The sequence below is a fragment of the Pseudomonas sp. H1_D05 genome (assembly GCF_054682705.1).
In genome coordinates this window covers 905,309-930,743 of sequence record NZ_CP162825.1, presented here as the reverse complement: position 1 = coordinate 930,743, position 25,435 = coordinate 905,309, and the positions used below count along the sequence as shown (strand labels likewise).

The following is a 25,435-nucleotide window of genomic DNA, read 5'->3' as shown; positions in this document are numbered from 1 at the left end:
GGTTGCGATCTTTTGATCTGGCTCTTCAGTGGGCAGCCTCAGGTACCTGCGCCCGGTCGAGTTTGACCTCAAAGCCGTATTGCACAGTGGCGAGGTCGGTGCGCTGATAGGTTTCTACGTGCGTCGGGCGGCCATAAAAATAGTGCACGCCGAACAGCGCCGGGCCTTCTGCGCTCGCATCGTGGCTGACAGAAAGAATCTGCTTGAGGTAGTTGCCGCTGTCGTCTTTGACGAAGAAACGCCATTCGTTGGGCGGAAACAATTTCAGGTCCACCACCAGCAGGTTGTTCTTGATCTCCAGACCTTTGGGCAAGGACTTGGCGTCGTATGCCTGCTTGGCCACAGTCGCGAGAAACAGCGGCATTGAACCGACGGCGATCGCCGGGGTTTCCGGGAACAGGTTCAGGTCGTAAGTGATCGTCGCGCGCAGCGGATCGACCTGGTATGCCTCGGGCGGCAGTTCGATCGGTTCATCGAGTTTGCCACTGCGTTTTTCGGTAAAGAACGTGACAGGGCTGACCCCCGGGCTGAAGTCATCGCCCAGCAGTTCATCGTTGAACGTACGGCGATGGGAAAACTCGATGCGCGCAGCGCTCGGTTCTTCAACGTATTGATGGACGCGGATGCCAGCCTTCAATTGGTCCTCGGTCAGGCTCGCGCCTTTGAGCCAGTTGGCTGCCAGATCGTCGTAGACCGTCACTGGCAGATCCAGCGGTTGAATGGCCTTCTGCGTCGTATGTTGATTGAACGTGCGAATCGGCAGATCCAGCGATTTGCGCGTCACCGTCGCCGAGGAGAAGTCGAGTACGCTGACTTCCAGAGTGTCGATCGGGCCATTGAAATAGACCTTGTTATAGCGACGCGGGTGCTTGTCCTCGAATGCCTGCTGCTCTTCGGTGAGTTGCTTCTCCAGCGCATCGCTCCAGCCCTTCTGCTGTTGCAGGTAGGCCAGTTGTTTTTCGTAGAACGCGACTTGCTCCGGACTCTCGTTGATCGAGCCGGCGCGTATCAGGTATTGCCCGGTCTTGTCGCGGGCCTGGACGATCAGCGGATTGAGCTGCGTCTCTGCGACTTCCGCCGCCAGTGGCAGATTGTTGCTGAATTCCACTTCGGCGTAGTTGTTCTCGAGCTTCAGCAGTTTGACGCTGAGGTTGTCGTTACTGCGGGTCTGGCCGACGTCTTTTTGCGTCAGGTCGAAGCTGTACAAGCGGCGCGGTGCGATGACTTCGATCTGGCCTTGCAGGCTGACCGGTTGCGGCAGGGACTTCTTGTCCACGTCCAGTCCGTCAATGAACGGGTAGGTCACGGTCAGGTCATCGGGGTTGGTGACGTTGGAGCTGGAGGGGCTGAGCTGAATGCCCGGATCGGTTTCCGACCATTCCGGCTGATAGGCGATCACGCGTTTGTTGCTCAACGTCACCGACTGCCATTCCACACCGTGTGGAAACAAGAAGCCGCCGGGAATGTTCAGGTTGAACGGGAACACCGGTTGCAGATCGGTGAGGTAATCGGAGCTGGCATCCTTGTGCAGCACGAACAGGCCGTTGATAAACGTATCGACCAGCGCCTGCGGGGCAGGATAGTGCTTGAGCACGGCGAGTGCGTCTTCACCGTATTCGGTGCGGGGCGGATTGTCGTTGAGCTTGAGTTGCGCGCGTTCGAGCAGCAGCAGTGAGCCGCCGAGTTCGGTGATGGCGTCCTTGAGTTTGGTGTCGGTGATGGCGTCCAGTGACTGTTCGAACTTTGCCGTTTTTTCTTCAAGGCTGGTGGCGTGTTTTTCGTCGCCGGGCGAGCAACCGCTGATCAACAGAGCAAGGCAAATTCCGGCCGTCATTATCGGTAATCGCACATCCATTTCCACACGTCCTGTCTGCAGTCACTGGGCTGTCAATGGTTTCGACACTAGCAGAAAAAAATCATCCACACGCGCAGGTGGCGGATTTTCGGGCAGTTTCTGGCTGTCACAGGGGGCTGGTATACTCGCCGCCATTTCCACCCCCTTGTGTGAGATTCAATGGAACGCTTTATCGAAAATGCAATGTACGCCTCGCGCTGGCTGCTGGCGCCAATCTATATCGGGCTCTCGCTCGGGTTGCTGGCGCTGGCACTGAAGTTTTTCCAGGAAGTGTTCCACATCCTGCCCAACGTTTTTTCGATGGCCGAGTCGGAACTGATTCTGGTGCTGCTGTCGCTGATCGACATGGCACTGGTCGGCGGCCTGCTGGTGATGGTGATGATTTCCGGCTACGAGAACTTCGTCTCTGAACTGAACATCGACGAAGGCAAGGAAAAGCTCAGCTGGCTCGGCACCATGGACTCTTCGTCGTTGAAGATGAAAGTGGCGGCTTCGATCGTGGCAATTTCCTCGATCCACTTGCTGCGCATCTTCATGGATGCCAAGAACGTCGATCCCGAGCATTTGATGTGGTACGTGATCATCCACATGACCTTCGTCGTTTCGGCGTTCGCCATGGGTTACCTGGACAAAGTCACCAAGCACTGATCAACCGTTGATCGCTGCAAAAAAACACCGCCCGTCTGTTGCGAAACAGACGGGCGGTGTCGTTTGTGGCTTGTGCTTTGGTGCGCGCAAGCATATCCCTGTAGAGGTCCTGACTCGCCACTTTGTGAGGTGCGTTCATGAACCTGCAAGAGCTGAATGCGTTTGCCATCGCCAGGAAGGTCGATGAGTTGAACCTGATCTCCATGGAGGGCGGGATTTATCTGCTCGAAGCGCGGATGCACGGGGCGGCATATCCGTTGAGTGATCCCAAAGGCAAGATGCTGACCCTGCGATCAGTGGAGCATGCGCGGGATCTGCTGCATGCGTTTCCGGTGCTGCCCTTCAATCTTGTCCACACCTCGGTGCATGACGAAATGTGCGGCCTGGCCGGCAGTATCGATGAAAGCCTGAAGGTGCCGCTCGTCTGGCGTTCAGCCCTGTAGGCCTTGCGCCCCATCGCCGGGCATCTGTGCTAGTCTGCTCGCCCTTTTGGTTCCGGGCGCGCCGGGACGCGCTGTGCTCGCACGGCAAGTCTTGTGGCCGTCCGCACAGCGGAGCAGTGTCATGTCCGAAGTAAATCTGTCCACCGACGAAACCCGCGTCAGCTACGGCATCGGCCGTCAACTGGGCGACCAGCTGCGCGACAACCCGCCACCGGGCGTTAGCCTGGACGCGATCCTGGCCGGTCTGACCGACGCTTTCGCCGGCAAGGAAAGCCGTGTTGGCCAGGAAGAAATGTCCGCCAGCTTCAAGGTTATCCGCGAAATCATGCAAGCCGAAGCCGCTGCCAAAGCTGAAGCCGCTGCTGGCGAAGGCCTGGCTTTCCTGGCTGAAAACGCCAAGCGTGACGGCATCACCACCCTGGCTTCCGGCCTGCAATTCGAAGTGCTGACTCAGGGCGAAGGCGCCAAGCCTACCCGTGAAGACCAGGTCCGTACTCACTACCACGGCACACTGATCGACGGCACTGTGTTCGACAGCTCCTACGAGCGTGGCCAGCCTGCAGAATTCCCGGTTGGCGGCGTGATCGCTGGCTGGACCGAAGCCCTGCAACTGATGAATGCCGGCAGCAAATGGCGTCTGTACGTGCCGAGCGAACTGGCTTACGGCGCTCAAGGCGTTGGCAGCATCCCGCCGCATAGCGTTCTGGTATTCGACGTCGAGCTGCTGGACGTTCTGTAAGACCTTTGTGGGAGCGAGCTTGCTCGCGAATGCAGGCGACTGGATCTAAACTGAGATTCGAGTTGAAGCCTTCGCGAGCAGGCTCGCTCCCACATGTTTTGTATTACTGCTCATACTTCTATCTTGTGATGCAGTTCACTGGTCGGGCGCAAGGCCCGGGCATAGCAGAACAGGAACAGATTGCGCACCAGCTCCTTGAGCACCAATGGTTCGCTGGAATTTAGGCTGCTGACGTCCAGATCCCCTTGATCCTGCAGTTCATGCAAGGCTTCTTCTTCAAGCACCGCACAGACTTCACCGGTCTCCCGATGGAGGATTCTGAGGTAAGGGTGTGGGCGATCCAGCCACGCGTCGATCAAATAAGTCATGGTTCTCATCTCCTTGAAGGGTTTCAATGAGAATAATTCTTATTCGCCAAATAGCAAGCGTCTATTGGCGGATTCTGAAATTTTCCGGGTAAAGATTGCGTAAGGTCAAAACGGCTGGCGTTTGGCTATTGCGCGGTTTTGCTGGGCTAGAGCGGGGAGGGCGAAGCTCCATCCCACGCCTGGCGCGGGATGGATGACAACGGAATCAGACCTTTCTGACGAACTCGGATTTGAGTTTCATCGGGCCGATACCGTCGATCTTGCAGTCGATATCGTGGTCGCCATCGCACAGACGGATGTTCTTGACCTTGGTGCCGACCTTGACCACCAGCGAAGTGCCCTTGACCTTCAGATCCTTGATCACGGTGATGGTGTCGCCGTCCTGCAGGACGTTGCCGACCGAGTCTTTCTTCACGGCATCATCAGACGCCACTTCGGCTTCGCCGCTGGCGGACCACTCGTGGGCGCACTCCGGGCACACCAGCTGGGTACCGTCTTCGTAGGTGTATTCGGAATTGCATTTCGGGCAGGGTGGCAACGTGCTCACTAAGGCTCCTTGGGTATGGATCGCTAAAAGTCGCACATTGTATAGGGTTTTACGCGAGGGAGGGCATAGCGCAGAAACAACTGTGGGAGCGAGCCTGCTCGCGAAAGCGGTGTGTCAGTCAACATTGATGTCGATTGGCAGATTGCTTTCGCGAGCAGGCTCGCTCCCACAGTGGGCTGTATCAGTGCGTACGGGCGACCGCAAACTCGCTCAGTTCAACCAGCGCATCGCGGTATTCGCTGGCCGGCAGGGCATCGAGGCACTTGATCGCACGGGCCACGTAATCGCGGGCCAGTTGCGCGGTGTACTCAAGCGAACCGGAGGCTTCCACGGCAATGCGGATGCTTTCCAGGTCTTCGATCCCGCCTTTCTGGATCGCCTGACGCACCAGTGCAGCCTGTTCAGCCGTACCTTCACGCATGGTGTAGATCAGCGGCAGGGTCGGTTTGCCTTCGGCCAGATCGTCACCGACGTTCTTGCCCAGGGTTTCGGCGTCGCCCTTGTAGTCGAGCAGGTCGTCGACCAGTTGGAACGCCACACCGAGGTGATCACCGAAGGTGCGCAGGGCTTCGCTCTGCTCAGCGGTAGCACCGGCCAATGCAGCGGCGCTGTGGGTCGAAGCTTCGAAGAGCATCGCGGTCTTGCCGCGGATGACTTCCATATAGGTTTCTTCGGTGGTGCTGGCGTCGCGCACCTTGGACAGTTGTAGTACTTCGCCTTCAGCGATGATGCGCGTGGCCTGGGACAGGATCTTCATCACCGGCATCGAGCCCAGTTCGACCATCATTTCGAACGAGCGCGAGTACAGGAAATCGCCGACCAGCACGCTCGGGGCGTTGCCCCACATGGCGTTGGCGGTAGAACGGCCACGGCGCATGCCGGACATGTCGACCACGTCGTCATGCAGCAGGGTGGCGGTGTGCAGGAATTCGATGGTGGCGGCCAAAAGGCGCATGTCGTCGCCTTCGCGACCCAGGGCCTTGCCACACAGCAACACTAATAAAGGACGCAGACGTTTGCCGCCGGCCGAGGTAATGTAATCGCCGATTTTCGATACCAGCGGTACTCGGGAAGTCAGCTGCTTCTTGATGATGCCGTCGACGGCGCTAAAATCGTCCGCCACCGCGCGGTAGAAAGCTTGGGGTTGCATCAGCGAGAGTCGCTCCAGAAGGGTTGCGCGGCATGCTAGGACCCCCATCCAGACCTGTCAAGGCGCGATAGACGGCTACTTGCAAGCCTGCGGCACCTTGCGTACAATCGCGCACCCTGAACTTCCTGGGCAGCACCTGCCTTACGCAATTGCAACGGGCCTTCCAGCCTTATGCAGCCATGCCAGCCAATACCTCTTCTTATAAAGAGCTGGGTGAGCAGGATTATCGGAGAAATACCATGTCTTATGCAGTAATCGTTACTGGCGGCAAGCAGTACAAAGTCGCCCCGGGTGAATACCTGAAGATCGAAAAACTGGAAATCGCTACCGGCGAATCCGTTACCTTTGATCGCGTTCTGTTGGTTGCCAATGGCGACGACGTGAATATCGGCGCTCCAGTTGTTGCTGGCGCTACCGTTGTGGCTGAAGTGATCTCCCAAGGTCGTCACGATAAAGTCCGCATCATCAAGTTCCGTCGCCGTAAGCACCACATGAAGCGTATGGGCCACCGCCAGTGGTACACCGAGATCAAAATCACCGGTATTCAGGCTTAATTTCAGCCTAATTCCTCACTAGGAGAATTGACTCATGGCACACAAAAAAGCTGGTGGTAGTACCCGTAACGGTCGCGACTCAGAAGCCAAACGCCTTGGCGTTAAGATGTATGGCGGCCAGAAAATCATTCCGGGCAACATCATCGTGCGTCAGCGCGGCACCCAATTCCACGCTGGCTACGGCGTTGGCATGGGTAAGGATCACACCCTCTTCGCGAAAATCGAAGGCGTGATCAAGTTTGAAGTAAAAGGCGCGTTCAACCGCCGTTACGTGAGCGTTGTCGCAGCTTAATTGCGCGATCGCTGGAAAAGCCCTGTCTCGCGACGGGGCTTTTTCGTTTGTGGGGTGAGTCTCTTGCAAAACTGTTTGTATGGGCTGTCGGCGTGCGATGCAGGTCGTGTTTTGGGGTCGCTGCGCTCATTTTTGCAAGAGTCTTATGTCTTGATTGTTTTTCGGCTCGTCCGTACGGCGAGAGGCGTTGGTTATGAAGTTTGTTGATGAAGTATCGATTCGCGTAAAGGCTGGTGATGGCGGCAATGGCGCCATGAGTTTCCGTCGGGAAAAATTCATCGAAAACGGTGGTCCGAACGGCGGTGATGGCGGTGACGGCGGTTCCATCTACATGATGGCCGACGAAAACCTCAACACCCTGGTCGACTACCGTTACACCCGGCACTTCGATGCCGAGCGTGGTTCCAACGGTGGCAGCACCGACTGCACCGGTAAAAAGGGTGAAGACCTGATCCTGCGCGTGCCGGTCGGCACCACGGTGATCGACTCTGCTACCCAGGAAGTGATTGGCGACCTGACCAAGGCTGGCCAGAAGTTGATGGTAGTGCAGGGCGGCTGGCACGGTCTGGGTAACACCCGTTTCAAATCCAGTACCAACCGGGCGCCGCGTCAGACCACTCCGGGCAAGCCGGGTGAGCAGCGCGACCTGAAACTGGAAATGAAAGTACTGGCTGACGTCGGTCTGCTGGGCTTGCCGAACGCCGGTAAAAGTACCTTTATCCGTTCCGTTTCTGCGGCCAAGCCGAAAGTCGCCGACTACCCGTTCACTACGCTGGTGCCAAACCTCGGTGTGGTCAGTGTCGATCGCTGGAAGAGTTTCGTCATTGCCGATATTCCGGGTCTGATCGAAGGCGCTTCCGACGGTGCTGGCCTGGGCATTCGCTTCCTCAAGCACTTGGCGCGTACGCGTCTGTTGCTGCACCTCGTCGATATGGCGCCGCTGGATGATTCCAGCGCACCGGATGCCGCTGAAGTGATCGTCAACGAACTGATCAAGTTCAGCCCGTCCCTGGCCGAGCGTGATCGCTGGCTGGTGCTGAACAAGTGCGACCAGATCCTTGAAGAAGAGCACGAAGAGCGCGTCAAGGAAATCGTTGATCGCCTCGAGTGGACCGGTCCGGTCTATGTGATCTCGGCGATCGCCAAGATCGGTACCGAGCGTCTGTGTCACGACATCATGCGTTACATGGAAGATCGTGCCGATCGCTTGGCCAATGATCCGGCTTACAAGGAAGAGCTGGCCGATCTCGATCAGCGCATCGAAGACGAAGCGCGCGCGCAACTGCAGGCGCTGGATGACAAGCGTGCCCTGCGTCGCAGCGGCGTGAAGTCGGTCCATGACATCGGCGACGATGATTGGGACGAAGAAGATGTGGATGACGAAGACGGTCCGGAAATCATTTACGTGCGTGACTGATTCGTTGCAGTAAACTTAAGCGCCGCTCAATCGAGCGGCGTTTTAGTATCTGGAAATCGCAAGTCACAAATAACGTCATGGGCGGCGCTGGGTCGCGTTGCCCTCAAGCTAAGGTTGAAGATGATGCGGAGCAAGGTGACAGGTGCGCAGCGTTGGGTCGTGAAGATCGGCAGCGCTTTGCTGACAGCTGATGGCAAAGGGCTGGATCGCGCGGCAATGAGTGTCTGGGTGGAGCAGATGGTGGCCTTGCATGAGGCTGGTGTCGAGTTGGTGCTGGTGTCCTCCGGGGCGGTAGCGGCCGGCATGAGTCGTTTGGGCTGGACCGCACGACCCAGTGCGATGCACGAGCTCCAGGCAGCCGCTGCGATTGGTCAGATGGGTCTGGTGCAGGCGTGGGAATCGAGTTTCGCCGAGCATGGCCGGCACACTGCGCAGATTCTCCTGACTCACGACGATTTGTCCGACCGCAAGCGCTACCTCAACGCCCGCAGCACTTTGCGCGCATTGGTCGACCTGAAAGTCATCCCGGTGATCAACGAAAACGACACCGTGGTCACCGACGAAATCCGCTTTGGCGACAACGACACCCTGGCGGCGCTGGTGGCTAACCTGGTCGAGGCGGATTTGCTGGTGATCCTGACCGACCGCGATGGCATGTTTGACGCCGATCCGCGCAACAATCCCGAGGCGCAGCTGATTTACGAAGCGCGCGCCGATGATCCGAGTCTCGATGCGGTAGCGGGTGGTACGGGCGGTGCGCTGGGGCGTGGCGGTATGCAGACCAAGTTGCGAGCGGCGCGACTGGCTGCGCGTTCCGGTGCGCACACCATCATTGTCGGTGGGCGTCTTGAGCGCGTGCTTGATCGCCTGAAGGCGGGTGAGCGTATCGGTACGTTGCTGTCGCCTGAGCGCGGCATGCTCGCGGCGCGCAAGCAATGGCTGGCCGGGCATCTGCAGACTCGCGGCACGTTGGTGCTGGATGATGGTGCGGTGTCGGCGTTGTCACAGGGCAATAAAAGTTTGCTGCCGGTAGGTGTGAAGTTGGTGCAGGGCAGTTTCCGTCGCGGTGAAATGGTCGTCTGCGTGGCGCCCGATGGTCGTGAGATTGCTCGTGGCCTGGCTAACTACAGTGCGCTGGAAGCACAAAAAATCATCGGTCAGTCGTCGGATGCGATTGTCGGTTTGCTCGGTTACATGGCGGAGCCTGAACTGGTTCACCGTGACAACCTGATTCTGGTCTAAGGAAAATTCGATGCGTTTAGCGAAAGGATTGTTGGGCTTGCTGATGGCGATGCCATTGCTGGCCTCGGCCGAGGAGATCGGTCAAGTGTCGACGGTGTTCAAGTTTGTCGGTCCGAACGACCGCATTGTGGTCGAGGCTTTCGATGATCCGAAAGTTGAGGGGGTGACCTGCTACCTGTCGCGCGCCAAGACGGGTGGTGTGAAGGGTGGTCTGGGTCTGGCTGAAGATCGCGCAGAAGCGTCGATCGCTTGCCGTCAGGTCGGCCCGATCAAGTTCAAGGGTGATTTGAAGGATGGCGATGAAGTGTTCAAGGAGCGCACTTCGCTGGTATTCAAGACCATGCAGGTGGTGCGATTCCTGGACAAGAAGCGCAATACGCTGGTGTATCTGGTCTACAGCGATCGCTTGATCGAAGGCAGTCCGCAGAATGCCGTGACCGCGATCCCGATCCTGCCGTGGGTACCCGTCCAGCAATAACACCGCAAATCCAATTGTAGGGGTGAGCCTGCTCCGGGCGGCGTGCCGACGATAGCTGTGTTAGTCAGCAAATGTACATCTGACTAACCGCCATCGTCGGAACGCCGCCCGGAGCAGGCTCACTCCTACATTTTTTTTGCGCTGGATTTGCTAAATCACAGGCAATAAAAAACCGACCCTAAGGTCGGTTTTTTAATGACTACGTCGGATTAAGCAGCTTCTTTCAGCGCTTTGACGTGGCCATTCAGGCGGCTCTTATGGCGAGCAGCCTTGTTCTTGTGGATGATGCCTTTATCGGCCATACGGTCGATAACTGGCACAGCCAGAACGTATGCAGCTTGAGCTTTTTCAGCGTCTTTTGCGTCGATGGCTTTAACTACATTCTTGATGTAGGTGCGAACCATGGAACGCAGGCTGGCGTTGTGGCTGCGACGCTTCTCAGCCTGTTTTGCACGTTTTTTGGCGGAAGGTGAGTTGGCCACCGTCGAGCTCCTCGAAAGACTTTTTAGGAAATAGCAAACAAAATAGGCCGCGAATCATGCCGATGAGTTGAAGTCTTGTCAAGGGCACTTGAAACGTTCCGCTAAGTGGTAGGTATAAAGAGGCGGGATATTTATTTCCGGCGCTTGACCTGTAAACTCGCGAGCTTTGGCTCTGTGCTGCTGCGGCGCGGAGTATCGCACAAGTAGGCGCTTTGTTCGCCTGCTGTTTATCGACAGGCACAAATTCCCTCAATGAATCTGCTCAAATCGTTGGCCGCCGTCAGCTCTATCACGATGCTTTCCCGGATTCTGGGCTTTGTTCGTGACACGCTGATTGCCCGTACATTCGGCGCCGGGATGGCGACGGATGCCTTCTTTATTGCCTTCAAACTGCCCAATCTGCTGCGGCGGATCTTCGCCGAGGGCGCTTTCTCGCAGGCATTCGTGCCGATTCTGGCCGAATACAAGAGCCAGCAGGGCGAAGAGGCGACGCGCACGTTCATTGCCTACGTATCGGGCTTGCTGACGTTGGTGCTGGCGGTTGTCACTGCGCTGGGCATGATCGCCGCGCCTTGGGTGATCTGGGCCACCGCGCCCGGTTTTACCGATACGCCGGAAAAATTCCAGCTCACCTCCGATCTGTTGCGGGTGACCTTCCCGTATATATTGCTGATATCCCTGTCATCGCTGGCCGGGGCGATCCTCAATACCTGGAACCGTTTCTCAGTGCCGGCCTTTGTGCCAACGTTGCTCAACGTCAGCATGATTGTGTTTTCGCTGTTCCTCACGCCGTACTTCGATCCGCCGGTCATGGCATTGGGTTGGGCGGTCTTGGTCGGCGGTCTGGCGCAGTTGCTCTATCAACTGCCGCACCTGAAAAAGATCGGCATGCTGGTGCTGCCGCGTCTGAATCTGCGTGATACCGGTGTCTGGCGCGTGATGAAGCAGATGCTGCCGGCGATTCTCGGTGTCTCGGTCAGCCAGATTTCGCTGATCATCAACACGATTTTCGCCTCATTTCTGGTCGCGGGTTCGGTGTCGTGGATGTATTACGCCGACCGCTTGATGGAATTGCCATCCGGTGTGCTTGGCGTGGCATTGGGGACAATTTTGCTGCCGACGCTGGCAAAAACCTACGCGAGCAAGGATCGCCACGAATATTCGCGGATTCTCGATTGGGGCCTGCGTCTGTGCTTTGTGCTGGTGCTGCCCTGTGCGCTGGCGCTGGGAATTCTCGCTGAGCCGCTGACTGTTTCGCTGTTCCAGTACGGTCAATTCAGTGGTTTCGACGCGGAAATGACTCAGCGCGCACTGATTGCCTATTCTGTCGGTCTGCTCGGGATTATCGTGATCAAGGTGTTGGCGCCGGGCTTCTATGCGCAGCAGAACATCCGTACTCCGGTAAAAATCGCAATCTTCACGCTGGTCGTCACTCAGTTGTTCAACCTGGTGCTGATTGGTCCTCTGGCTCACGCCGGTCTGGCCTTGGCGATCAGCGCCGGTGCCTGCCTGAATGCCGGGTTGCTGTTCTATCAACTGCGCAAGCAACAGATGTATCAGCCGCAGCCGGGTTGGGCCAGGTTCGGTTTCAAATTGGTTATCGCCGTGGCGGTGATGTCGGCGGTGTTACTGGTTGGCATGCATTTCATGCCGGCGTGGGACCAAGGGCACATGCTTGAGCGCTTCCTGCGTCTGGGCGCATTGGTCGCGGCGGGCGTGGTCGCCTATTTCGGTATGTTGCTGCTGCTTGGTTTCCGTTTGCGCGACTTCAATCGCAAGGCCTTGAGTTAAGGTTTTACCCTTTATAAACAGGCGCGGGCCGGCAGTTTTGTCGGCTCGTTCACTTTGCGTTACGGTGTTGCCTGTCGTCGACCGTCGGGTGTGGTTATAATCGACCACTTTATGAGCAAGAAGCGCGTTATGCAGCTGGTTCGAGGCCTCCACAACTTGCGCCCCCAGCATCGGGGCTGCGTCGCCACTATTGGCAACTTTGACGGTGTTCACCGTGGTCACCAGGCTATCCTGGCCCGACTGCGTGAGCGTGCGCTCGAGTTGGGCGTACCCAGCTGCGTGGTGATTTTCGAGCCGCAGCCACGGGAATTCTTTGCCCCCGAGACCGCGCCGGCGCGTCTGGCCCGCTTGCGCGACAAGCTGCAATTGCTGGCTGCCGAAGGCGTCGACCGGGTGTTGTGCCTGGCGTTCAACCAGCGCTTGAGCAAGCTCAGCGCCAGCGAGTTCGTCGACACCATCCTCGTTGATGGTCTCGGCGTGCAGCATCTGGAAGTCGGTGACGACTTCCGCTTCGGTTGCGACCGCCTCGGCGATTTCGACTTCCTGCTGCAGGCCGGGCAGATGCACGGTTTTACCGTTGAAGCGGCACAAACCGTCGAGCTGGACGGCATTCGCGTCAGCAGTACGCAGGTGCGTAATGCATTGGCTGCCGCCGATTTTTCCCTGGCCGAACGTTTGCTCGGTCGCCCGTACCGCATTGCCGGTCGCGTGCTGCACGGCCAGAAACTGGCCCGGCAACTGGGTACGCCCACTGCCAACATTCAACTCAAACGTCGTCGCGTGCCGTTCACAGGTGTGTACCTGGTGAATGTCGATATCGACGGCAAGACCTGGCCCGGTGTCGCCAATATCGGCGTACGACCCACGGTACAAGGTGATGGCAAGGCCCACCTTGAAGTCCATCTTCTAGATTTTGCCGGCGATCTGTATGACCGGCGTTTGACGGTGGTTTTCCACCAAAAGCTGCGTGAAGAGCAGCGCTTCGCCTCCCTGGAGGCATTGAAAACGGCGATCAATGCGGATGTCGCCACCGCCCGTGCACTAGCCGCACCTAGCGCCCATCGCTAATGAAGAGCCTTAAATGACCGACTATAAAGCCACGCTTAACCTTCCGGACACCGCCTTCCCAATGAAGGCCGGCCTGCCACAGCGCGAACCGCAGATCCTGCAGCGCTGGGACAGTATTGGCCTGTACGGAAAGTTGCGCGAGATTGGCAAGGATCGTCCGAAGTTCGTTCTGCACGACGGTCCTCCGTATGCCAACGGCACGATCCACATCGGTCACGCACTGAACAAGATTCTCAAGGACATGATCATCCGCTCGAAGACCCTGTCGGGCTTCGACGCGCCGTACGTTCCGGGTTGGGACTGCCACGGCCTGCCGATCGAGCACAAGGTTGAAGTGACCCACGGCAAGAATCTGGGCGCGGACAAGACCCGCGAACTGTGCCGTGCCTACGCCACCGAGCAGATCGAAGGGCAGAAGTCCGAATTCATCCGTCTCGGCGTGCTGGGCGATTGGGCCAACCCGTACAAGACCATGGATTTCAAGAACGAGGCCGGTGAAATCCGCGCCCTCGCTGAAATCGTCAAGGGCGGTTTCGTGTTCAAGGGCCTCAAGCCTGTGAACTGGTGCTTCGACTGCGGTTCGGCCCTGGCTGAAGCGGAAGTCGAGTACGAGACCAAAAAGTCCTCGACCATCGACGTCGCCTTCCCGATCGCTGACGAAGCCCAACTGGCTGCCGCGTTCGGTCTGCCGTCGCTGGGCAAACCTGCCTCGATCGTGATCTGGACCACCACCCCGTGGACCATCCCGGCCAACCAGGCGCTCAACGTTCACCCGGAATTCAACTACGCGTTGGTCGACATCGGCGACAAGCTGCTGGTACTGGCTGAAGAGCTGGTCGAAGCCTGCCTGACGCGCTATGGCGTCGAAGGCTCGGTCATCGCCACCACCACCGGTAAACAGCTGGAACTGATCAACTTCCGTCATCCGTTCTATGACCGTCTGTCGCCGGTGTATCTGGCTGACTACGTCGAACTGGGCGCTGGTACCGGCGTGGTTCACTCCGCTCCGGCCTACGGCGTGGACGACTTCGTGACTTGCAAGAAATATGGCATGGTCAACGACGACATCCTCAACCCGGTGCAGAGCAACGGCGTGTACGTGCCGTCGCTGGAATTCTTCGGCGGCCAGTTCATCTGGAAGGCCAACCCGGCGATCGTCGACAAACTGACCGAAGTCGGTGCGCTGCTGCACACCACCGTCATCGAACACAGCTACATGCACTGCTGGCGCCACAAGACCCCGCTGATCTACCGCGCCACCGCGCAGTGGTTCATCGGCATGGACAAAGAGCCAACCAGCGGTGACACCCTGCGTGTGCGCTCGCTCAAAGCCATCGAAGACACCAAATTCGTACCGGCCTGGGGCCAGGCGCGTCTGCACTCGATGATCGCCAACCGTCCGGACTGGTGCATCTCGCGTCAGCGCAACTGGGGCGTGCCGATCCCGTTCTTCCTCAACAAGGAAAGCGGCGAACTGCACCCACGCACCGTCGAGCTGATGGAAGAAGTGGCCAAACGCGTTGAAGTCGAAGGTATCGAAGCCTGGTTCAAGATGGACGCTGCCGAGTTGCTCGGCGACGAAGCGCCGCTGTACGACAAGATCAGCGACACCCTCGACGTCTGGTTCGATTCGGGCACCACGCACTGGCACGTCCTGCGCGGTTCGCACCCGATGGGTCACGAGAGCGGCCCGCGTGCCGACCTGTACCTGGAAGGTTCCGACCAACACCGTGGCTGGTTCCACTCGTCGCTGCTGACCGGTTGCGCCATCGACAACCACGCGCCGTACCGCGAACTGCTGACCCACGGTTTCACCGTCGACGAAGCCGGCCGCAAGATGTCCAAGTCGCTAGGTAACGTGATCGCGCCGCAGAAAGTCAACGACACTCTGGGCGCCGACATCATGCGTCTGTGGGTTGCTTCGACTGACTACTCCGGTGAAATGGCGGTTTCCGATCAGATCCTGCAACGCAGTGCGGACGCTTATCGTCGTATCCGAAACACCGCGCGCTTCCTGCTTTCGAACCTGAGCGGTTTCAACCCGGCTACCGACATCCTGCCGGCTGAAGAAATGCTCGCGCTGGATCGTTGGGCGGTCGACCGCACCTTGCTGCTGCAACGTGAGCTGCAAGAGCACTACGGCGAATACCGTTTCTGGAACGTTTACTCGAAGATCCACAACTTCTGCGTGCAGGAGCTGGGCGGTTTCTACCTCGACATCATCAAGGACCGTCAGTACACCACTGGCGCCAACAGCAAGGCCCGCCGCTCGGCGCAAACCGCGCTGTTCCACATCTCCGAAGCGCTGGTGCGCTGGATCGCGCCGATCCTCGCCTTCACCGCCGACGAACTGTGGGAATACCTGCCGGGCGAGCGTAACGAATCGGTCATGCTCAACACCTGGTACGAAGGTCTGACCGAACTGCCGGCCGACGTTGAACTGGGCCGCGACTACTGGGAACGCGTGATGGCGGTCAAAGTAGCGGTCAACAAAGAAATGGAAATCCAGCGCGCAGCGAAAGCTGTCGGTGGCAACCTGCAAGCCGAAGTGACGCTCTACGCCGAAGACGCCCTGAGCGCCGATCTGGCCAAGCTGAGCAACGAACTGCGCTTTGTATTGATCACTTCGACAGCCAGCGTTGCGCCGTTCGTACAGGCTCCGGCCGATGCAGTAGTGACTGAAGTCAGCGGCCTGAAGCTGAAGATCGTCAAATCGGCCTTCCCGAAATGCGCCCGTTGCTGGCACTGCCGTGAAGACGTCGGTGTGAACCCGGAGCATCCGGAAATCTGCGGTCGTTGCGTCGACAACATCAGCGGCGCTGGCGAGGTTCGTCACTATGCCTAATGCCGTTGGCCGTTTTGGACGGTTGAGCTGGCTGTGGTTGAGTTTGCTGGTTCTGGTCATCGACCAGGCCAGCAAGTTCTACTTCGAAGGCAAGCTCGAAATGTTCCAGCAGATCGTGATCATTCCTGATTACTTCAGCTGGACCCTGGCTTACAACACCGGCGCGGCGTTCAGCTTCCTGGCGGACAGCTCCGGCTGGCAGCGCTGGTTGTTCGCCCTGATCGCGATTGTGGTCAGTGCGGTGCTGGTGGTCTGGCTCAAGCGCCTGGGCCGCAACGAAACCTGGCTGGCCGTCGCTTTGGCGCTGGTGCTGGGTGGCGCGCTGGGCAATCTGTATGACCGCATTGCCTTGGGCCATGTGATCGATTTCATTCTGGTGCACTGGCAGAACCGCTGGTACTTCCCGGCGTTCAACTTCGCCGACAGCGCCATTACCGTTGGCGCGGTGATGTTGGCACTGGATATGTTCAAAAGTAAAAAGACCGGAGAAGCCGTTCATGACTGAACAGGTATTGGCTGAGCAACGCATCGGCCAGAACACGGAAGTCACCTTGCACTTTGCATTGCGCCTGGAGAACGGCGACACCGTCGACAGTACGTTCGACAAAGCCCCGGCGACCTTCAAGGTCGGCGACGGCAACCTGCTGCCGGGTTTCGAAGCGGCGCTGTTCGGCTTCAAGGCCGGCGACAAGCGCACGCTGACCGTCGAGCCGGAAAACGCCTTCGGTCAGCCGAACCCGCAGAACGTACAGATCATTCCGCGTTCGCAGTTCGTCGATATGGAGTTGTCACCGGGTTTGCTGGTGATCTTCAATGACGCGGCCAATACTGAGCTGCCGGGTGTGGTGAAAGAGTTCGACGACACGCAAGTGACCATCGACTTCAACCACCCGCTGTCGGGCAAGACGCTGACCTTTGACGTGGAAATCATCAACGTTAAAGCGCTGTAACTGACTGTATAAGGTCAAATGTGGGAGCGAGCTTGCTCGCGAAACCGGTGTGTCAGCTAACAGAGATGTTGAAAGGTGACGCCCCTTCGCGAGTAAGCTCGCTCCTACAGTGGTTTTTCATTGTTTTCGCGCGCAAGACACGAGGCACAGCATGCAAATCAAACTCGCCAACCCCCGTGGCTTCTGCGCTGGCGTGGACCGGGCGATCGAAATCGTCAACCGCGCCCTGGAAGTCTTCGGGCCGCCGATCTACGTGCGTCACGAAGTAGTGCACAACAAGTTCGTCGTGGAAGACCTGCGCAGCCGCGGGGCGATCTTCGTCGAAGAGCTGGATCAGGTGCCGGACGACGTTATCGTGATCTTCAGTGCTCACGGCGTATCCCGGGCCGTACGCACCGAAGCCGCCGGCCGTGGCCTGAAAGTGTTCGACGCCACCTGCCCTCTGGTGACCAAGGTGCACATTGAGGTGGCTAAATACAGCCGCGATGGCCGTGAGTGCATTCTGATCGGCCACGCCGGACACCCGGAAGTCGAAGGCACCATGGGTCAGTACGACGGCAGCAATGGCGGCGCGATTTACCTCGTCGAAGACGAGAATGACGTCGCCGAGTTGCAGGTGCAGAACCCGGATAAACTGGCTTTCGTGACCCAGACCACGCTGTCGATGGACGACACCAGTCGCGTCATCGATGCATTGCGCACGCGCTTCCCGGCCATCGGCGGTCCGCGCAAGGACGACATCTGCTACGCCACGCAAAACCGTCAGGACGCGGTCAAGCAACTGGCCGACGAGTGCGACGTGGTGCTGGTGGTTGGCAGCCCGAACAGCTCCAACTCCAACCGTCTGCGTGAGCTTGCCGAGCGCATGGCCACACCGGCCTACCTGATTGACGGCGCGGAAGACCTGCAAAAGAGCTGGTTCGATGGCGTTGAGCGTATCGGCATCACCGCCGGTGCCTCCGCGCCGGAAGTACTGGTGCGTGGTGTGATTCAGCAACTGCAGGCTTGGGGTGCCACCGGTGCCGATGAGCTGGCCGGTCGCGAAGAGAACATCACGTTCTCGATGCCTAAAGAGCTGCGCGTGCGTTCGATCTGACACGCTGGTTTTTGTGGCACAGCGCCTGCTCAGTCTCTTGGCTGTTCAGGCGTACACGGCCGGTCGCCGCCAGTACTATCTGACGCTGGCTGACCGGCTCGCGAGCCGAGCAGACATGTAATGTCCCTGCCTGAAATGCCCGCCCGGGCATCAGCGGTTGCCCCAGACTGCTGAAACGTACGTAACGACTCACCGACCAATTGCCGACAATTGGCACCTGCGTGTCGCTCACACTTTCTTGTAGCAGTGGATTGTTGCTGTCTTTCTGCCCCTTGCCGCTGATATCCAGAATGATCCGCCAGCCCTGACTCCAGTCGCCGTTGATGCCATGAATCACCACGCTCTGATTGCGCGTGATGGCCAGTGTGCGGGCGTTGCGAAGGCCATCGAGCAGCGATTGCGCCGCTTGATCCCGATGGTTCGATTCTTTGAGCGCGGCAAACGCCGGACTGACCAGCAGCAGAACAATTGCGCCAATCGCCAGTCCCATAAGCAGTTCTATCAGGCTGAAACCCTGTTGCGGCATGAAAAATCCCTCCGTGGAGTGTGATGAACGGCGCGCTCCGTGCGCCGGGCATGGCAAATCAACCGACGCGGGCCGGTTGAATGTTCTAGCGTGTAGAAGCAGGTATAGCCGACGGCAACGGAGGGCATCGATGGATCTTCGTACAAAAGGTTTCACGCTGATCGAGTTGTTGGTTGCGATCGCGATCTTCGTGATTCTGATCACCCTGGCGGTGCCGGCATTCACCCGTTCGGTTCAGGGCAGCAAGGCCGACACCGAAATGGGCGACCTGCAGCGGGCGATCAATTTCGCCAGGCTCGAGGCCATCGACCGTGGTACGACGCTGCGCTTGCGTCCAACCGCTGGTGGCAGCGTCTGGACCGGTGAGCTGGCGGTCTACGACAGTACTGGCAATCCGGCCAATGTGTTGCGGGTTGTTCCCGCGATGAGCAGCGGCGCGACTCTGACGCTACCCTCAGGAGTGACCGCACTGGATTTCAACAACCTTGGCGGTCTGGCGGCACCGTCGACGGCGGTGGCCATAAGTTACACGCTGGGAACGCAAAGCAGGACGCTGAACGTGTGTTTGAACGGACGAATTCAATTGGGTGGAACTTGCGGATGAGGGCAGGGAGTCAACACGCACAGCAGGGCATGACGCTGATCGAGGTGCTGGTCGCGTTGCTGATACTGACGGTCGGGTTGCTGGGCGCGGCGGCCGTGCAACTGAATGCGCTGAAGTACACCGACAGCTCACGGATGACCAGTCAGGCCAGTTTCATCGCCTACGACATGATGGACCGCATCCGCGCCAACTCCGGCGCTGACTACACTGTCACACCGCCGACCTCGGGCAATCTGAGCGTTGCCCGCGATCAAGACCTCTACGACTTCTCCACCAATATCAGCAATTTCGGCGGGCCGACGGCCACCGGTAGCATCAGCCTCAATCAGCGCGTTTACACCATCACCATCAACTGGAGCGATGCGCGGGCAGCCAACACCGCCAGCGCCCAACGCAGTTTTGTCCTGAGCAGTCGCGCCGCAGTCGATCCGGTGGCCACACCATGAGGCGCCATCAACGTGGTTTCGGCCTGATCGAATTGCTCATCGCGCTGGCACTGGGCCTCATCGTGGTGCTGGGTGTGGTGCAGATTTTCATTGCGGCAAAAAATACCTATGTCAGCCAGAACAGTGCCGCAGCGATGCAGGAAGACGCGCGTTTTGTGTTGAGCAAAATGATTCAGGAAATTCGCATGGTCGGGATGTTCGGTTGTCTCGGCACCATCACGGATTCCAGTTCGGCGGGGGATTTCAACGCCGCACAGGTCCTCCCGATCAGTTGGGATAATGCGAACCTTAAACTGACGCTGGTCACCGCCGATATCGGCAGCGGCGGGGGCACGCCAACCTGGACGGTGCTCTCCGACTGCCGCAATAGCGCAACGGCCTATACCGGCTTGCGGTCACCGGCGAGCGGGCAGATCGCGTTCCCGATCCGGCGTCTGATCTACAGCTTCAGCAACAATCAGATTCTCATGGGCACCGGCAGCGGAACGCCGACCCAGCAGGTGTTGGTGAACAATGTCAGTGCATTCAACGTCACCTTCGGTCTGGCCAGTTCCGCGACGGATGTGGCGGCCTCGACTTACAACGCCAACCCCAGCGACCCGGCGCGTATCCGCAGTGTGCGCCTGAGCCTGACCCTAACCGACCCGAACAACCGGGTGCGCAGTCAAACCTTCAACGTGGTTGCCGCTTTGCGCAACCGCTTGCAGTGAGGGCGCGCTGATGAGGATTTCTCTTCACACCCGTCAGACTCAGCACGGCATGGTGTTGCTGGTCAGTCTGGTATTCCTGCTGTTGTTGACCCTGATTGGTTTGTCGTCGATGCAAAGCGCCAACCTGCAGGAAAAAATGGCCGGCAGTGTGAGCCTGCGCAATCAGTCGTTCCAGACGGCCGAGGCGGTTCTGCGTGTTGGGGAGAGCGCTGTGCAACTGGACAGTTATTCGCTCGCCGTGTGCAGCGGCACCACCCAATGCGCACCGCCGGCGGAGTCGTCGGTGGTCAGTGCGGCGGGGTTCAACTCGACCTCGGGTGTGACCTGGATTGCGACCGGTAATGGTTTCTATGGTGTGCAGAACATTGGCACCACACTGACCGCCGTCAACGTGCCGAGCAACACCTCGGCGACGTTGTATCGCGTCACTGCTGTCGGCATTGCCGGCAGCTCGCGCAGTGTGGTGGAGAGTGTCTATGCGAAGTATTGAACGCTGCACATCGCTGCTGCTCGGCCTGCTGCTGAGCTTGTATCTGGCGACGCCCGTCTATGCATTCACGCCGTCCGATTCGCCGCTGTTGAGTGCTGCAGCGGTGCCACCGAATGTGATGCTGCTGATCGATGATTCGGGGAGTATGAACAGCATCATTTACGCCGCCGGATTTGATCCGAACATCAACCGTGCACCCGCCCGGCAGTGCAATGCCTTCCTGGGATTGTGCTCTGCGCTCAATGCTCCGCAGATCACCGGCGACACGGTGTTTCTATCGAGCCTGCCGACCTCCGGGTGCTCGGGCGGCGCCTATGCGTTCTACAACAACAGCGTGGCGCCGTTATGCCTGAAGCTGCCCGACCCCGTAGGCAATGAGAACACCCGATATTCCGCCGATTACATTTCCTATATCGTCGGCCTGGCTACGAGCAATGGCACCCGTGACTTCACCACAGGAGCAATTCCCAACGACTACCGAATGAATGTTGCGCGAAGCGTTTCCACAGCACTGGTCAGCAGCAACCGCACCCTGCGTATGGGCCTATCGACCTTCAACCCGGCCACCAGTACCAACTCGGGCAATGGTGGTTTCATCGCCCGATCGATCACCGATTTGTCGCCGGTGTCCGGCAGCGTGACTCAAGCCCAGGCCGACACCAATTACAACGCACTGATCTCTTCCATCAACGGCTTGAGCGCCGTGGCCAACACGCCGTTGGCGGAAGCCTATTACGAAATCACCCGCTACATGCGCGGTATGGCGCCGTACTACAACAGCACGCCGACTACCTACACGAGCCCGATTCAGTATCGCTGCCAGAAAAACTACGGCGTGGTGATTACCGACGGTCTACCCACTTTCGACCGAACCTTCCCGACTAACGACCCATTGGGCGGCAGCCGTTTGCCGAACTGGGACGGCGTCAACAATGACGGCAACAATCTCAATGGTGACAACGAAGGGGACACGCTGTATCTGGATGACATCGCCAAATTTGCTTTCGACATCGACATGCGTTCGACCGGCACGGACGCGGCGGGCAAGAGTTGGAACGCGGTGGATTTTCCCAAGCAGAACATGAACACCTATACCGTGGGGTTCACCGCCGACAACGACATGCTGTCGGACGCGGCCAGTTATGGGCAGGGCAGGTATTACCAAGCGACTGACAGCACGGGACTCAATGCTGCCTTGTCGTCGGCGTTGAGTGATATCACTTCCAAGGCTGGCTCTGGTGGTGCCGGCGTCGCCAGCAGCAGCACGTTGACCATTGGCAGCAGTTTTTATCAAACCACTTACGATCCCAAGGATTGGCGCGGCACGATCAGGTCGTTCGGCTTTACCGCGACCGGCACGGTGAATACCTCGGCTGTGCAATGGACGACCGACACCACCATCGTGCCCTCTGCCACGGCACCGACTTTTCAATCATGGAACACCGTGAGCAATGCGCCGATAGCCCTGGCATTCGGCAACTTTTCCCTAGCCCAGCAGACGACGCTGAATCAGGGCCTGCCCACCGGTATCAACGGCAATGATCTTGTGGAGTGGAGCAAAGGGACTAACAAGACCGGGCTCAAAGTACGCGGTGTGCTGCTTGGCGATATTATCAATTCGCCGCTGGTACTCGCGTCGCCTGCAGACAAGAGCGCCTCTGATCTGTCGGGCGATAGCAGTTACACCAACTACCTGACGACCAAGGCTGCAAACATGAATGCCAGTCTGGTGGTGAACGCCAATGACGGTTTCGTCAACGTGATCAATTCGGCGAACGGCACACGTCGTTATGCGTACATGCCCTCCAGCGTGCTGCCGTCGTTGCGTCTGATCGCGGACACCAACTACGTCAACGGCGTCAGCCACAAGTTTCTGGTGGATGGTCAGGTCGGCGTGTTCGATGCGCAGGCCGGCACCAACTGGAAAACTCTAGCCATTGGTGGCACTGGGACCGGCGGTAAAACCTTTTATGGACTGCAACTGTTTGATGCCTCGGCGGGCAATGTCATCAGGGCATTGTGGGAAGCTAGTGCGCCGGTCACTGCCAACACGGCGAACGCGTTCAATGATCTGGGTTACGCCTACGCCCGTCCGGAAGTGGCACGCTTGGCCAATGGTCGCTGGGCGACATTCATTGCCAACGGCTACGGCAGCAATTCGGGCGTTGCAGCTTTATATGTACTGGATGCGCTGGATGGTTCGCTGATCAGGAAAATCGTTATCGACAGCACGGAAACCAGCAACGGTTTGTCGTCGGTGAAACTCAAGGTCAACTCTTCGAATGTGGTGCAGGCCGCTTACGGTGGCGACTTGAAGGGGCGGTTATGGAAGTTCGACCTGAGTGCCACGTCCTCCGACAGTTGGGGCGTGGCGTTTTCCGGCAATCCACTGTTCACCACGGCGGGCGGGGCGACTCAACCGATCACCGCGCAGCCGTTACTGGCGGATAATGCGCTGGGCGGCAAACAGATCTTCGTCGGTACCGGCAAGTTCAATGAAACGGCCGACAAGACCAATAAGGATTTGCAGGCGTTCTATTCCGTATGGGACGCCGATGGTGGTTCTGGTCAACTGACTGTCAGCAGTCTGCAGCCGCAGGCGATCACCGGGTCATTTGCCGGCAGCTCTGGACAGTTTCTGACCACAACGCAGAATGACACGACGTATCCGGCGGAGAAGGGTTGGTATCTGCCGCTGGTGTACAACAACGTGCTGACCGGCGAGCGGGTGATCAATCAGGCGAGTATCGTGCTGGGCCGAATTGTCTTTACCACGGCCAGTGTTGATACCACCGATCCCTGTGCGAGTTTTGGTACCGGCAAACTGATCGAACTGGATGCGTTCAGCGGTAAGATGCTCAACTATGCCGTCATCAACACCAATACTGACCGTTTGGTCGACAGCAATGACACGATATCCAGTGGCGTGATATTCACCGGTGGCATTCCGACCCTTAACGTCATCTCCGCAAATGCCACCGAAAAGCTTGTGGGCGACACCAGTGGCACCATCACAACCGTTGTGGAAAAGGGCGGCGGTGGCAGCCGTCGTATCATGTGGCGACAAATACAGTAAGTGAGAGTTTGAGGCATGCGCAGATTCAACCGAGGCTTTACCCTGATCGAAATCATGATCGTGATTGCGATCATCGGGATCGTCATCACCATCGCCGCACCGAGCTATACCGAGTACCTGAAAAAGGGCCGTCGCGCCGAAGTGGTGTCACTGCTTTCGGAGCAGGCGCAGACCCTCGAACGCTTCTACACCAAGAACAATGTCTATACCGGCATCACCGGACTCAGCACGGGCAATGATTTCTACACCATCACCCCGACCATCGCTGACCAGACCTTCCTGCTGACCGCTACCCGCAAAACGGGTACGTCCATGGCCACCGACAAGTGCGGGGATTTCACCCTGACCAACACCGGGGTCAGAAGCATGAACAACGCGACTACCGGGCTGACCACCAAGGATTGCTGGGGCCGCTGAGGCGCTTTCTTTCGGGTGCCTTTTGCGCCCACTGTCTTTTTTACGGTTGGAACAAACATGACCAGGCAACAGCAAGTGGTGATTGTCGGTGGCGGGGTGATTGGCCTGCTGACCGCCTACAACCTCGCCTCCGAAGTAAGCAGCGTGGTGCTGCTCGATCGTTCCAACCTCGGCCAGGAGTCGTCCTGGGCGGGCGGCGGTATCGTTTCGCCGTTGTATCCGTGGCGTTACAGCCCGGCGGTCACGGCGCTAGCGCACTGGTCGCAGGACTTTTATCCACAGCTCGGCGAGCGTTTGTTTGCCGACACTGGCGTTGATCCTGAAGTGCACACCACCGGCCTGTACTGGCTGGATCTGGACGATGAAGCCGAAGCACTGGCTTGGGCCGAGCGGGAAAACCGTCCGCTGCGGGCTGTGGATATCTCGGCGGCACATGATGCGGTGCCGGTGCTCGGTGGCGGGTTCGCGCGGGCGATCTACATGGCTGATGTCGCCAACGTGCGCAATCCGCGTCTGGTGAAGTCGCTGAAAGCGGCGTTGCAGGCACTGCCGAACGTGACGATTCACGAACAGTGCGAGGTCAGCGGATTCGTCCGTGAGGGCGCGCAGGTCGTCGGCGTCGAAACCTCCAACGGCGTGATCAAAGGTGATCAGATCGTGTTGACGGCCGGTGCGTGGAGCGGTGATTTGCTCAAGACGCTGGACCTGACGCTGCCGGTTGAACCGGTCAAAGGCCAGATGATTCTCTACAAGTGCGCGGCGGATTTTCTGCCGAGCATGGTTTTGGCCAAGGGCCGTTATGCGATTCCGCGTCGTGACGGCCACATTCTGATTGGCAGCACGCTGGAGCACGAAGGCTACGACAAGACGCCGACCGATGTGGCGCTGGAAAGTCTCAAGGCTTCGGCAGTGGAGTTATTGCCAGCGTTGGCCGATGCCGAAGTGATCGGGCACTGGGCAGGGCTGCGTCCGGGCTCGCCGGAGGGCATTCCTTACATTGGTCGGGTGCCGGGGTTTGACGGGTTGTGGTTGAACTGCGGGCATTACCGCAATGGACTGGTGCTGGCGCCGGCGTCGTGTCAGTTGTTTGCCGATGTGATGCTGGGAAGGACGCCGATTATTGATCCGGCGCCGTATGCGCCCGAGGGCCGGATCTAGTCTGATATTTCTTCAGCGATCGGATGGCCGTCATCGCGAGCAG

At 58.5% G+C, this 25,435-nt stretch carries 27 protein-coding genes; 21 read left to right on the top strand and 6 right to left on the bottom strand.

Going from position 1 to position 25,435, the window contains the following annotated elements; all coding sequences use genetic code 11:
- Positions 1-25: 25 nt before the first annotated feature.
- The gene (locus tag AB4O11_RS04245) at positions 26-1,855 is read right to left on the bottom strand and encodes a hypothetical protein (protein WP_460130214.1); all 1,830 of its coding nucleotides are present in this window, start codon (positions 1,853-1,855) and stop codon (positions 26-28) included.
- A 159-nt stretch (positions 1,856-2,014) separates the two neighbouring features.
- On the opposite strand from AB4O11_RS04245, the gene AB4O11_RS04240 reads away from it, so the two are divergent.
- The 3 genes from AB4O11_RS04240 to AB4O11_RS04230 all read left to right on the top strand — a co-directional run bounded on the left by AB4O11_RS04240 (position 2,015) and on the right by AB4O11_RS04230 (position 3,685).
- Complete coding sequence (locus tag AB4O11_RS04240) at positions 2,015-2,503, top strand: TIGR00645 family protein (RefSeq protein ID WP_007909801.1); 489 nt, start codon at positions 2,015-2,017, stop codon at positions 2,501-2,503.
- A 137-nt stretch (positions 2,504-2,640) separates the two neighbouring features.
- The gene (locus AB4O11_RS04235; RefSeq protein WP_460089015.1) at positions 2,641-2,946 is read left to right on the top strand and encodes a DUF6482 family protein; all 306 of its coding nucleotides are present in this window, start codon (positions 2,641-2,643) and stop codon (positions 2,944-2,946) included.
- Positions 2,947-3,067: 121 nt separating this feature from the next.
- Positions 3,068-3,685 (top strand): FKBP-type peptidyl-prolyl cis-trans isomerase, encoded by a 618-nt coding sequence (locus AB4O11_RS04230; RefSeq protein WP_008078561.1) that lies wholly within the window; start codon positions 3,068-3,070, stop codon positions 3,683-3,685.
- 110 nt (positions 3,686-3,795) lie between these two features.
- Here AB4O11_RS04230 and AB4O11_RS04225 read toward each other — a convergent pair whose 3' ends face one another.
- The 3 genes from AB4O11_RS04225 to AB4O11_RS04215 all read right to left on the bottom strand — a co-directional run bounded on the left by AB4O11_RS04225 (position 3,796) and on the right by AB4O11_RS04215 (position 5,750).
- Positions 3,796-4,053 (bottom strand): PA4570 family protein, encoded by a 258-nt coding sequence (locus AB4O11_RS04225; RefSeq protein WP_025108780.1) that lies wholly within the window; start codon positions 4,051-4,053, stop codon positions 3,796-3,798.
- Positions 4,054-4,258: 205 nt separating this feature from the next.
- Positions 4,259-4,600: a zinc ribbon domain-containing protein YjdM gene (locus AB4O11_RS04220; protein ID WP_016986200.1), complete on the bottom strand. Its 342-nt coding sequence runs from the start codon at positions 4,598-4,600 to the stop codon at positions 4,259-4,261.
- 181 nt (positions 4,601-4,781) lie between these two features.
- Positions 4,782-5,750 carry a polyprenyl synthetase family protein gene (locus tag AB4O11_RS04215; protein ID WP_093434797.1) on the bottom strand — a complete coding sequence of 323 codons (969 nt, stop codon included), beginning with the start codon at positions 5,748-5,750 and terminating at the stop codon, positions 4,782-4,784.
- Positions 5,751-5,989: 239 nt separating this feature from the next.
- Here AB4O11_RS04215 and rplU point away from each other — a divergent pair, with 239 nt between their 5' ends.
- The 5 genes from rplU (at position 5,990) to AB4O11_RS04190 (ending at position 9,733) form a co-directional block, all read left to right on the top strand.
- A complete protein-coding gene (gene rplU / locus AB4O11_RS04210) occupies positions 5,990-6,304 on the top strand; it encodes a 50S ribosomal protein L21 (RefSeq protein WP_003176051.1) in 315 nt (104 codons plus the stop codon).
- 34 nt (positions 6,305-6,338) lie between these two features.
- Entirely contained in the window at positions 6,339-6,596 is a 258-nt protein-coding gene (gene rpmA, locus AB4O11_RS04205; RefSeq protein ID WP_003176049.1) for a 50S ribosomal protein L27, read from the top strand.
- Between the two features lie 193 nt (positions 6,597-6,789).
- A complete protein-coding gene (cgtA, locus tag AB4O11_RS04200) occupies positions 6,790-8,013 on the top strand; it encodes an Obg family GTPase CgtA (protein ID WP_093434800.1) in 1,224 nt (407 codons plus the stop codon).
- A 123-nt stretch (positions 8,014-8,136) separates the two neighbouring features.
- Positions 8,137-9,255, top strand: coding sequence for a glutamate 5-kinase (gene proB / locus AB4O11_RS04195; RefSeq protein ID WP_427119803.1), 1,119 nt, complete (start codon positions 8,137-8,139; stop codon positions 9,253-9,255).
- Positions 9,256-9,265: 10 nt separating this feature from the next.
- Entirely contained in the window at positions 9,266-9,733 is a 468-nt protein-coding gene (locus AB4O11_RS04190) for a CreA family protein (protein ID WP_007909822.1), read from the top strand.
- Between the two features lie 209 nt (positions 9,734-9,942).
- Here the strand turns inward: AB4O11_RS04190 and rpsT are convergent, their stop codons facing one another.
- Positions 9,943-10,215, bottom strand: a complete 273-nt coding sequence (gene rpsT, locus AB4O11_RS04185; RefSeq protein ID WP_003228351.1) for a 30S ribosomal protein S20 — start codon at positions 10,213-10,215, stop codon at positions 9,943-9,945.
- 252 nt (positions 10,216-10,467) lie between these two features.
- Between rpsT and murJ the strand changes: the two genes are divergently transcribed.
- The 6 genes from murJ (at position 10,468) to ispH (ending at position 17,965) form a co-directional block, all read left to right on the top strand.
- Positions 10,468-12,006, top strand: coding sequence for a murein biosynthesis integral membrane protein MurJ (gene murJ, locus AB4O11_RS04180; RefSeq protein WP_460130211.1), 1,539 nt, complete (start codon positions 10,468-10,470; stop codon positions 12,004-12,006).
- Positions 12,007-12,135: 129 nt separating this feature from the next.
- On the top strand, positions 12,136-13,074 hold the full coding sequence (ribF, locus tag AB4O11_RS04175) for a bifunctional riboflavin kinase/FAD synthetase (RefSeq protein ID WP_257356146.1): 939 nt from the start codon (positions 12,136-12,138) through the stop codon (positions 13,072-13,074).
- A 13-nt stretch (positions 13,075-13,087) separates the two neighbouring features.
- Entirely contained in the window at positions 13,088-15,919 is a 2,832-nt protein-coding gene (gene ileS, locus AB4O11_RS04170; RefSeq protein ID WP_093434808.1) for an isoleucine--tRNA ligase, read from the top strand.
- Positions 15,912-16,424, top strand: a complete 513-nt coding sequence (gene lspA / locus AB4O11_RS04165) for a signal peptidase II (protein WP_007909836.1) — start codon at positions 15,912-15,914, stop codon at positions 16,422-16,424. Before ileS ends, lspA begins: the two co-directional genes overlap by 8 nt.
- Positions 16,425-16,431: 7 nt before the next feature.
- Positions 16,432-16,869, top strand: coding sequence for an FKBP-type peptidyl-prolyl cis-trans isomerase (gene fkpB, locus AB4O11_RS04160; protein WP_175559621.1), 438 nt, complete (start codon positions 16,432-16,434; stop codon positions 16,867-16,869).
- A gap of 151 nt (positions 16,870-17,020) precedes the next feature.
- The gene (ispH, locus tag AB4O11_RS04155; RefSeq protein ID WP_460130209.1) at positions 17,021-17,965 is read left to right on the top strand and encodes a 4-hydroxy-3-methylbut-2-enyl diphosphate reductase; all 945 of its coding nucleotides are present in this window, start codon (positions 17,021-17,023) and stop codon (positions 17,963-17,965) included.
- Here the strand turns inward: ispH and AB4O11_RS04150 are convergent.
- The gene (locus AB4O11_RS04150; protein ID WP_186623944.1) at positions 17,937-18,491 is read right to left on the bottom strand and encodes a GspH/FimT family pseudopilin; all 555 of its coding nucleotides are present in this window, start codon (positions 18,489-18,491) and stop codon (positions 17,937-17,939) included. The genes ispH and AB4O11_RS04150 overlap by 29 nt on opposite strands.
- A gap of 130 nt (positions 18,492-18,621) precedes the next feature.
- Between AB4O11_RS04150 and AB4O11_RS04145 the strand changes: the two genes are divergently transcribed.
- The 7 genes from AB4O11_RS04145 to thiO are packed head-to-tail and all read left to right on the top strand — an operon-like array spanning position 18,622 to position 25,392.
- Complete coding sequence (locus AB4O11_RS04145) at positions 18,622-19,095, top strand: GspH/FimT family pseudopilin (protein ID WP_186623942.1); 474 nt, start codon at positions 18,622-18,624, stop codon at positions 19,093-19,095.
- Positions 19,092-19,541, top strand: a complete 450-nt coding sequence (pilV, locus tag AB4O11_RS04140) for a type IV pilus modification protein PilV (RefSeq protein WP_460130207.1) — start codon at positions 19,092-19,094, stop codon at positions 19,539-19,541. The genes AB4O11_RS04145 and pilV overlap by 4 nt, the downstream gene beginning before the upstream one ends.
- Positions 19,538-20,251: a PilW family protein gene (locus AB4O11_RS04135; protein WP_093434824.1), complete on the top strand. Its 714-nt coding sequence runs from the start codon at positions 19,538-19,540 to the stop codon at positions 20,249-20,251. The genes pilV and AB4O11_RS04135 overlap by 4 nt, the downstream gene beginning before the upstream one ends.
- Before the next feature lie 10 nt (positions 20,252-20,261).
- A complete protein-coding gene (locus AB4O11_RS04130; RefSeq protein WP_460130205.1) occupies positions 20,262-20,741 on the top strand; it encodes a pilus assembly PilX family protein in 480 nt (159 codons plus the stop codon).
- Positions 20,728-23,817, top strand: a complete 3,090-nt coding sequence (locus AB4O11_RS04125) for a pilus assembly protein (protein WP_460089010.1) — start codon at positions 20,728-20,730, stop codon at positions 23,815-23,817. The genes AB4O11_RS04130 and AB4O11_RS04125 overlap by 14 nt, the downstream gene beginning before the upstream one ends.
- A 15-nt stretch (positions 23,818-23,832) precedes the next feature.
- Positions 23,833-24,234, top strand: coding sequence for a type IV pilin protein (locus tag AB4O11_RS04120; protein ID WP_093434831.1), 402 nt, complete (start codon positions 23,833-23,835; stop codon positions 24,232-24,234).
- Positions 24,235-24,291: 57 nt separating this feature from the next.
- On the top strand, positions 24,292-25,392 hold the full coding sequence (gene thiO, locus AB4O11_RS04115; protein WP_460130203.1) for a glycine oxidase ThiO: 1,101 nt from the start codon (positions 24,292-24,294) through the stop codon (positions 25,390-25,392).
- Positions 25,393-25,435: the final 43 nt, after the last annotated feature.

Bases quoted from the DNA above. Each gene is read 5' to 3' on its own strand.
- AB4O11_RS04245 (WP_460130214.1), bottom strand. From the start codon at position 1,855: ATGGATGTGCGATTACCGATAATGACGGCCGGAATTTGCCTTGCTCTG.
- AB4O11_RS04240 (WP_007909801.1), top strand. From the start codon at position 2,015: ATGGAACGCTTTATCGAAAATGCAATGTACGCCTCGCGCTGGCTGCTG.
- AB4O11_RS04235 (WP_460089015.1), top strand. From the start codon at position 2,641: ATGAACCTGCAAGAGCTGAATGCGTTTGCCATCGCCAGGAAGGTCGAT.
- AB4O11_RS04230 (WP_008078561.1), top strand. From the start codon at position 3,068: ATGTCCGAAGTAAATCTGTCCACCGACGAAACCCGCGTCAGCTACGGC.
- AB4O11_RS04225 (WP_025108780.1), bottom strand. From the start codon at position 4,053: ATGACTTATTTGATCGACGCGTGGCTGGATCGCCCACACCCTTACCTC.
- AB4O11_RS04215 (WP_093434797.1), bottom strand. From the start codon at position 5,750: ATGCAACCCCAAGCTTTCTACCGCGCGGTGGCGGACGATTTTAGCGCC.
- rplU (WP_003176051.1), top strand. From the start codon at position 5,990: ATGTCTTATGCAGTAATCGTTACTGGCGGCAAGCAGTACAAAGTCGCC.
- rpmA (WP_003176049.1), top strand. From the start codon at position 6,339: ATGGCACACAAAAAAGCTGGTGGTAGTACCCGTAACGGTCGCGACTCA.
- cgtA (WP_093434800.1), top strand. From the start codon at position 6,790: ATGAAGTTTGTTGATGAAGTATCGATTCGCGTAAAGGCTGGTGATGGC.
- proB (WP_427119803.1), top strand. From the start codon at position 8,137: ATGCGGAGCAAGGTGACAGGTGCGCAGCGTTGGGTCGTGAAGATCGGC.
- AB4O11_RS04190 (WP_007909822.1), top strand. From the start codon at position 9,266: ATGCGTTTAGCGAAAGGATTGTTGGGCTTGCTGATGGCGATGCCATTG.
- murJ (WP_460130211.1), top strand. From the start codon at position 10,468: ATGAATCTGCTCAAATCGTTGGCCGCCGTCAGCTCTATCACGATGCTT.
- ribF (WP_257356146.1), top strand. From the start codon at position 12,136: ATGCAGCTGGTTCGAGGCCTCCACAACTTGCGCCCCCAGCATCGGGGC.
- ileS (WP_093434808.1), top strand. From the start codon at position 13,088: ATGACCGACTATAAAGCCACGCTTAACCTTCCGGACACCGCCTTCCCA.
- lspA (WP_007909836.1), top strand. From the start codon at position 15,912: ATGCCTAATGCCGTTGGCCGTTTTGGACGGTTGAGCTGGCTGTGGTTG.
- ispH (WP_460130209.1), top strand. From the start codon at position 17,021: ATGCAAATCAAACTCGCCAACCCCCGTGGCTTCTGCGCTGGCGTGGAC.
- AB4O11_RS04150 (WP_186623944.1), bottom strand. From the start codon at position 18,491: ATGCCGCAACAGGGTTTCAGCCTGATAGAACTGCTTATGGGACTGGCG.
- AB4O11_RS04145 (WP_186623942.1), top strand. From the start codon at position 18,622: ATGGATCTTCGTACAAAAGGTTTCACGCTGATCGAGTTGTTGGTTGCG.
- pilV (WP_460130207.1), top strand. From the start codon at position 19,092: ATGAGGGCAGGGAGTCAACACGCACAGCAGGGCATGACGCTGATCGAG.
- AB4O11_RS04135 (WP_093434824.1), top strand. From the start codon at position 19,538: ATGAGGCGCCATCAACGTGGTTTCGGCCTGATCGAATTGCTCATCGCG.
- AB4O11_RS04130 (WP_460130205.1), top strand. From the start codon at position 20,262: ATGAGGATTTCTCTTCACACCCGTCAGACTCAGCACGGCATGGTGTTG.
- AB4O11_RS04125 (WP_460089010.1), top strand. From the start codon at position 20,728: ATGCGAAGTATTGAACGCTGCACATCGCTGCTGCTCGGCCTGCTGCTG.
- AB4O11_RS04120 (WP_093434831.1), top strand. From the start codon at position 23,833: ATGCGCAGATTCAACCGAGGCTTTACCCTGATCGAAATCATGATCGTG.
- thiO (WP_460130203.1), top strand. From the start codon at position 24,292: ATGACCAGGCAACAGCAAGTGGTGATTGTCGGTGGCGGGGTGATTGGC.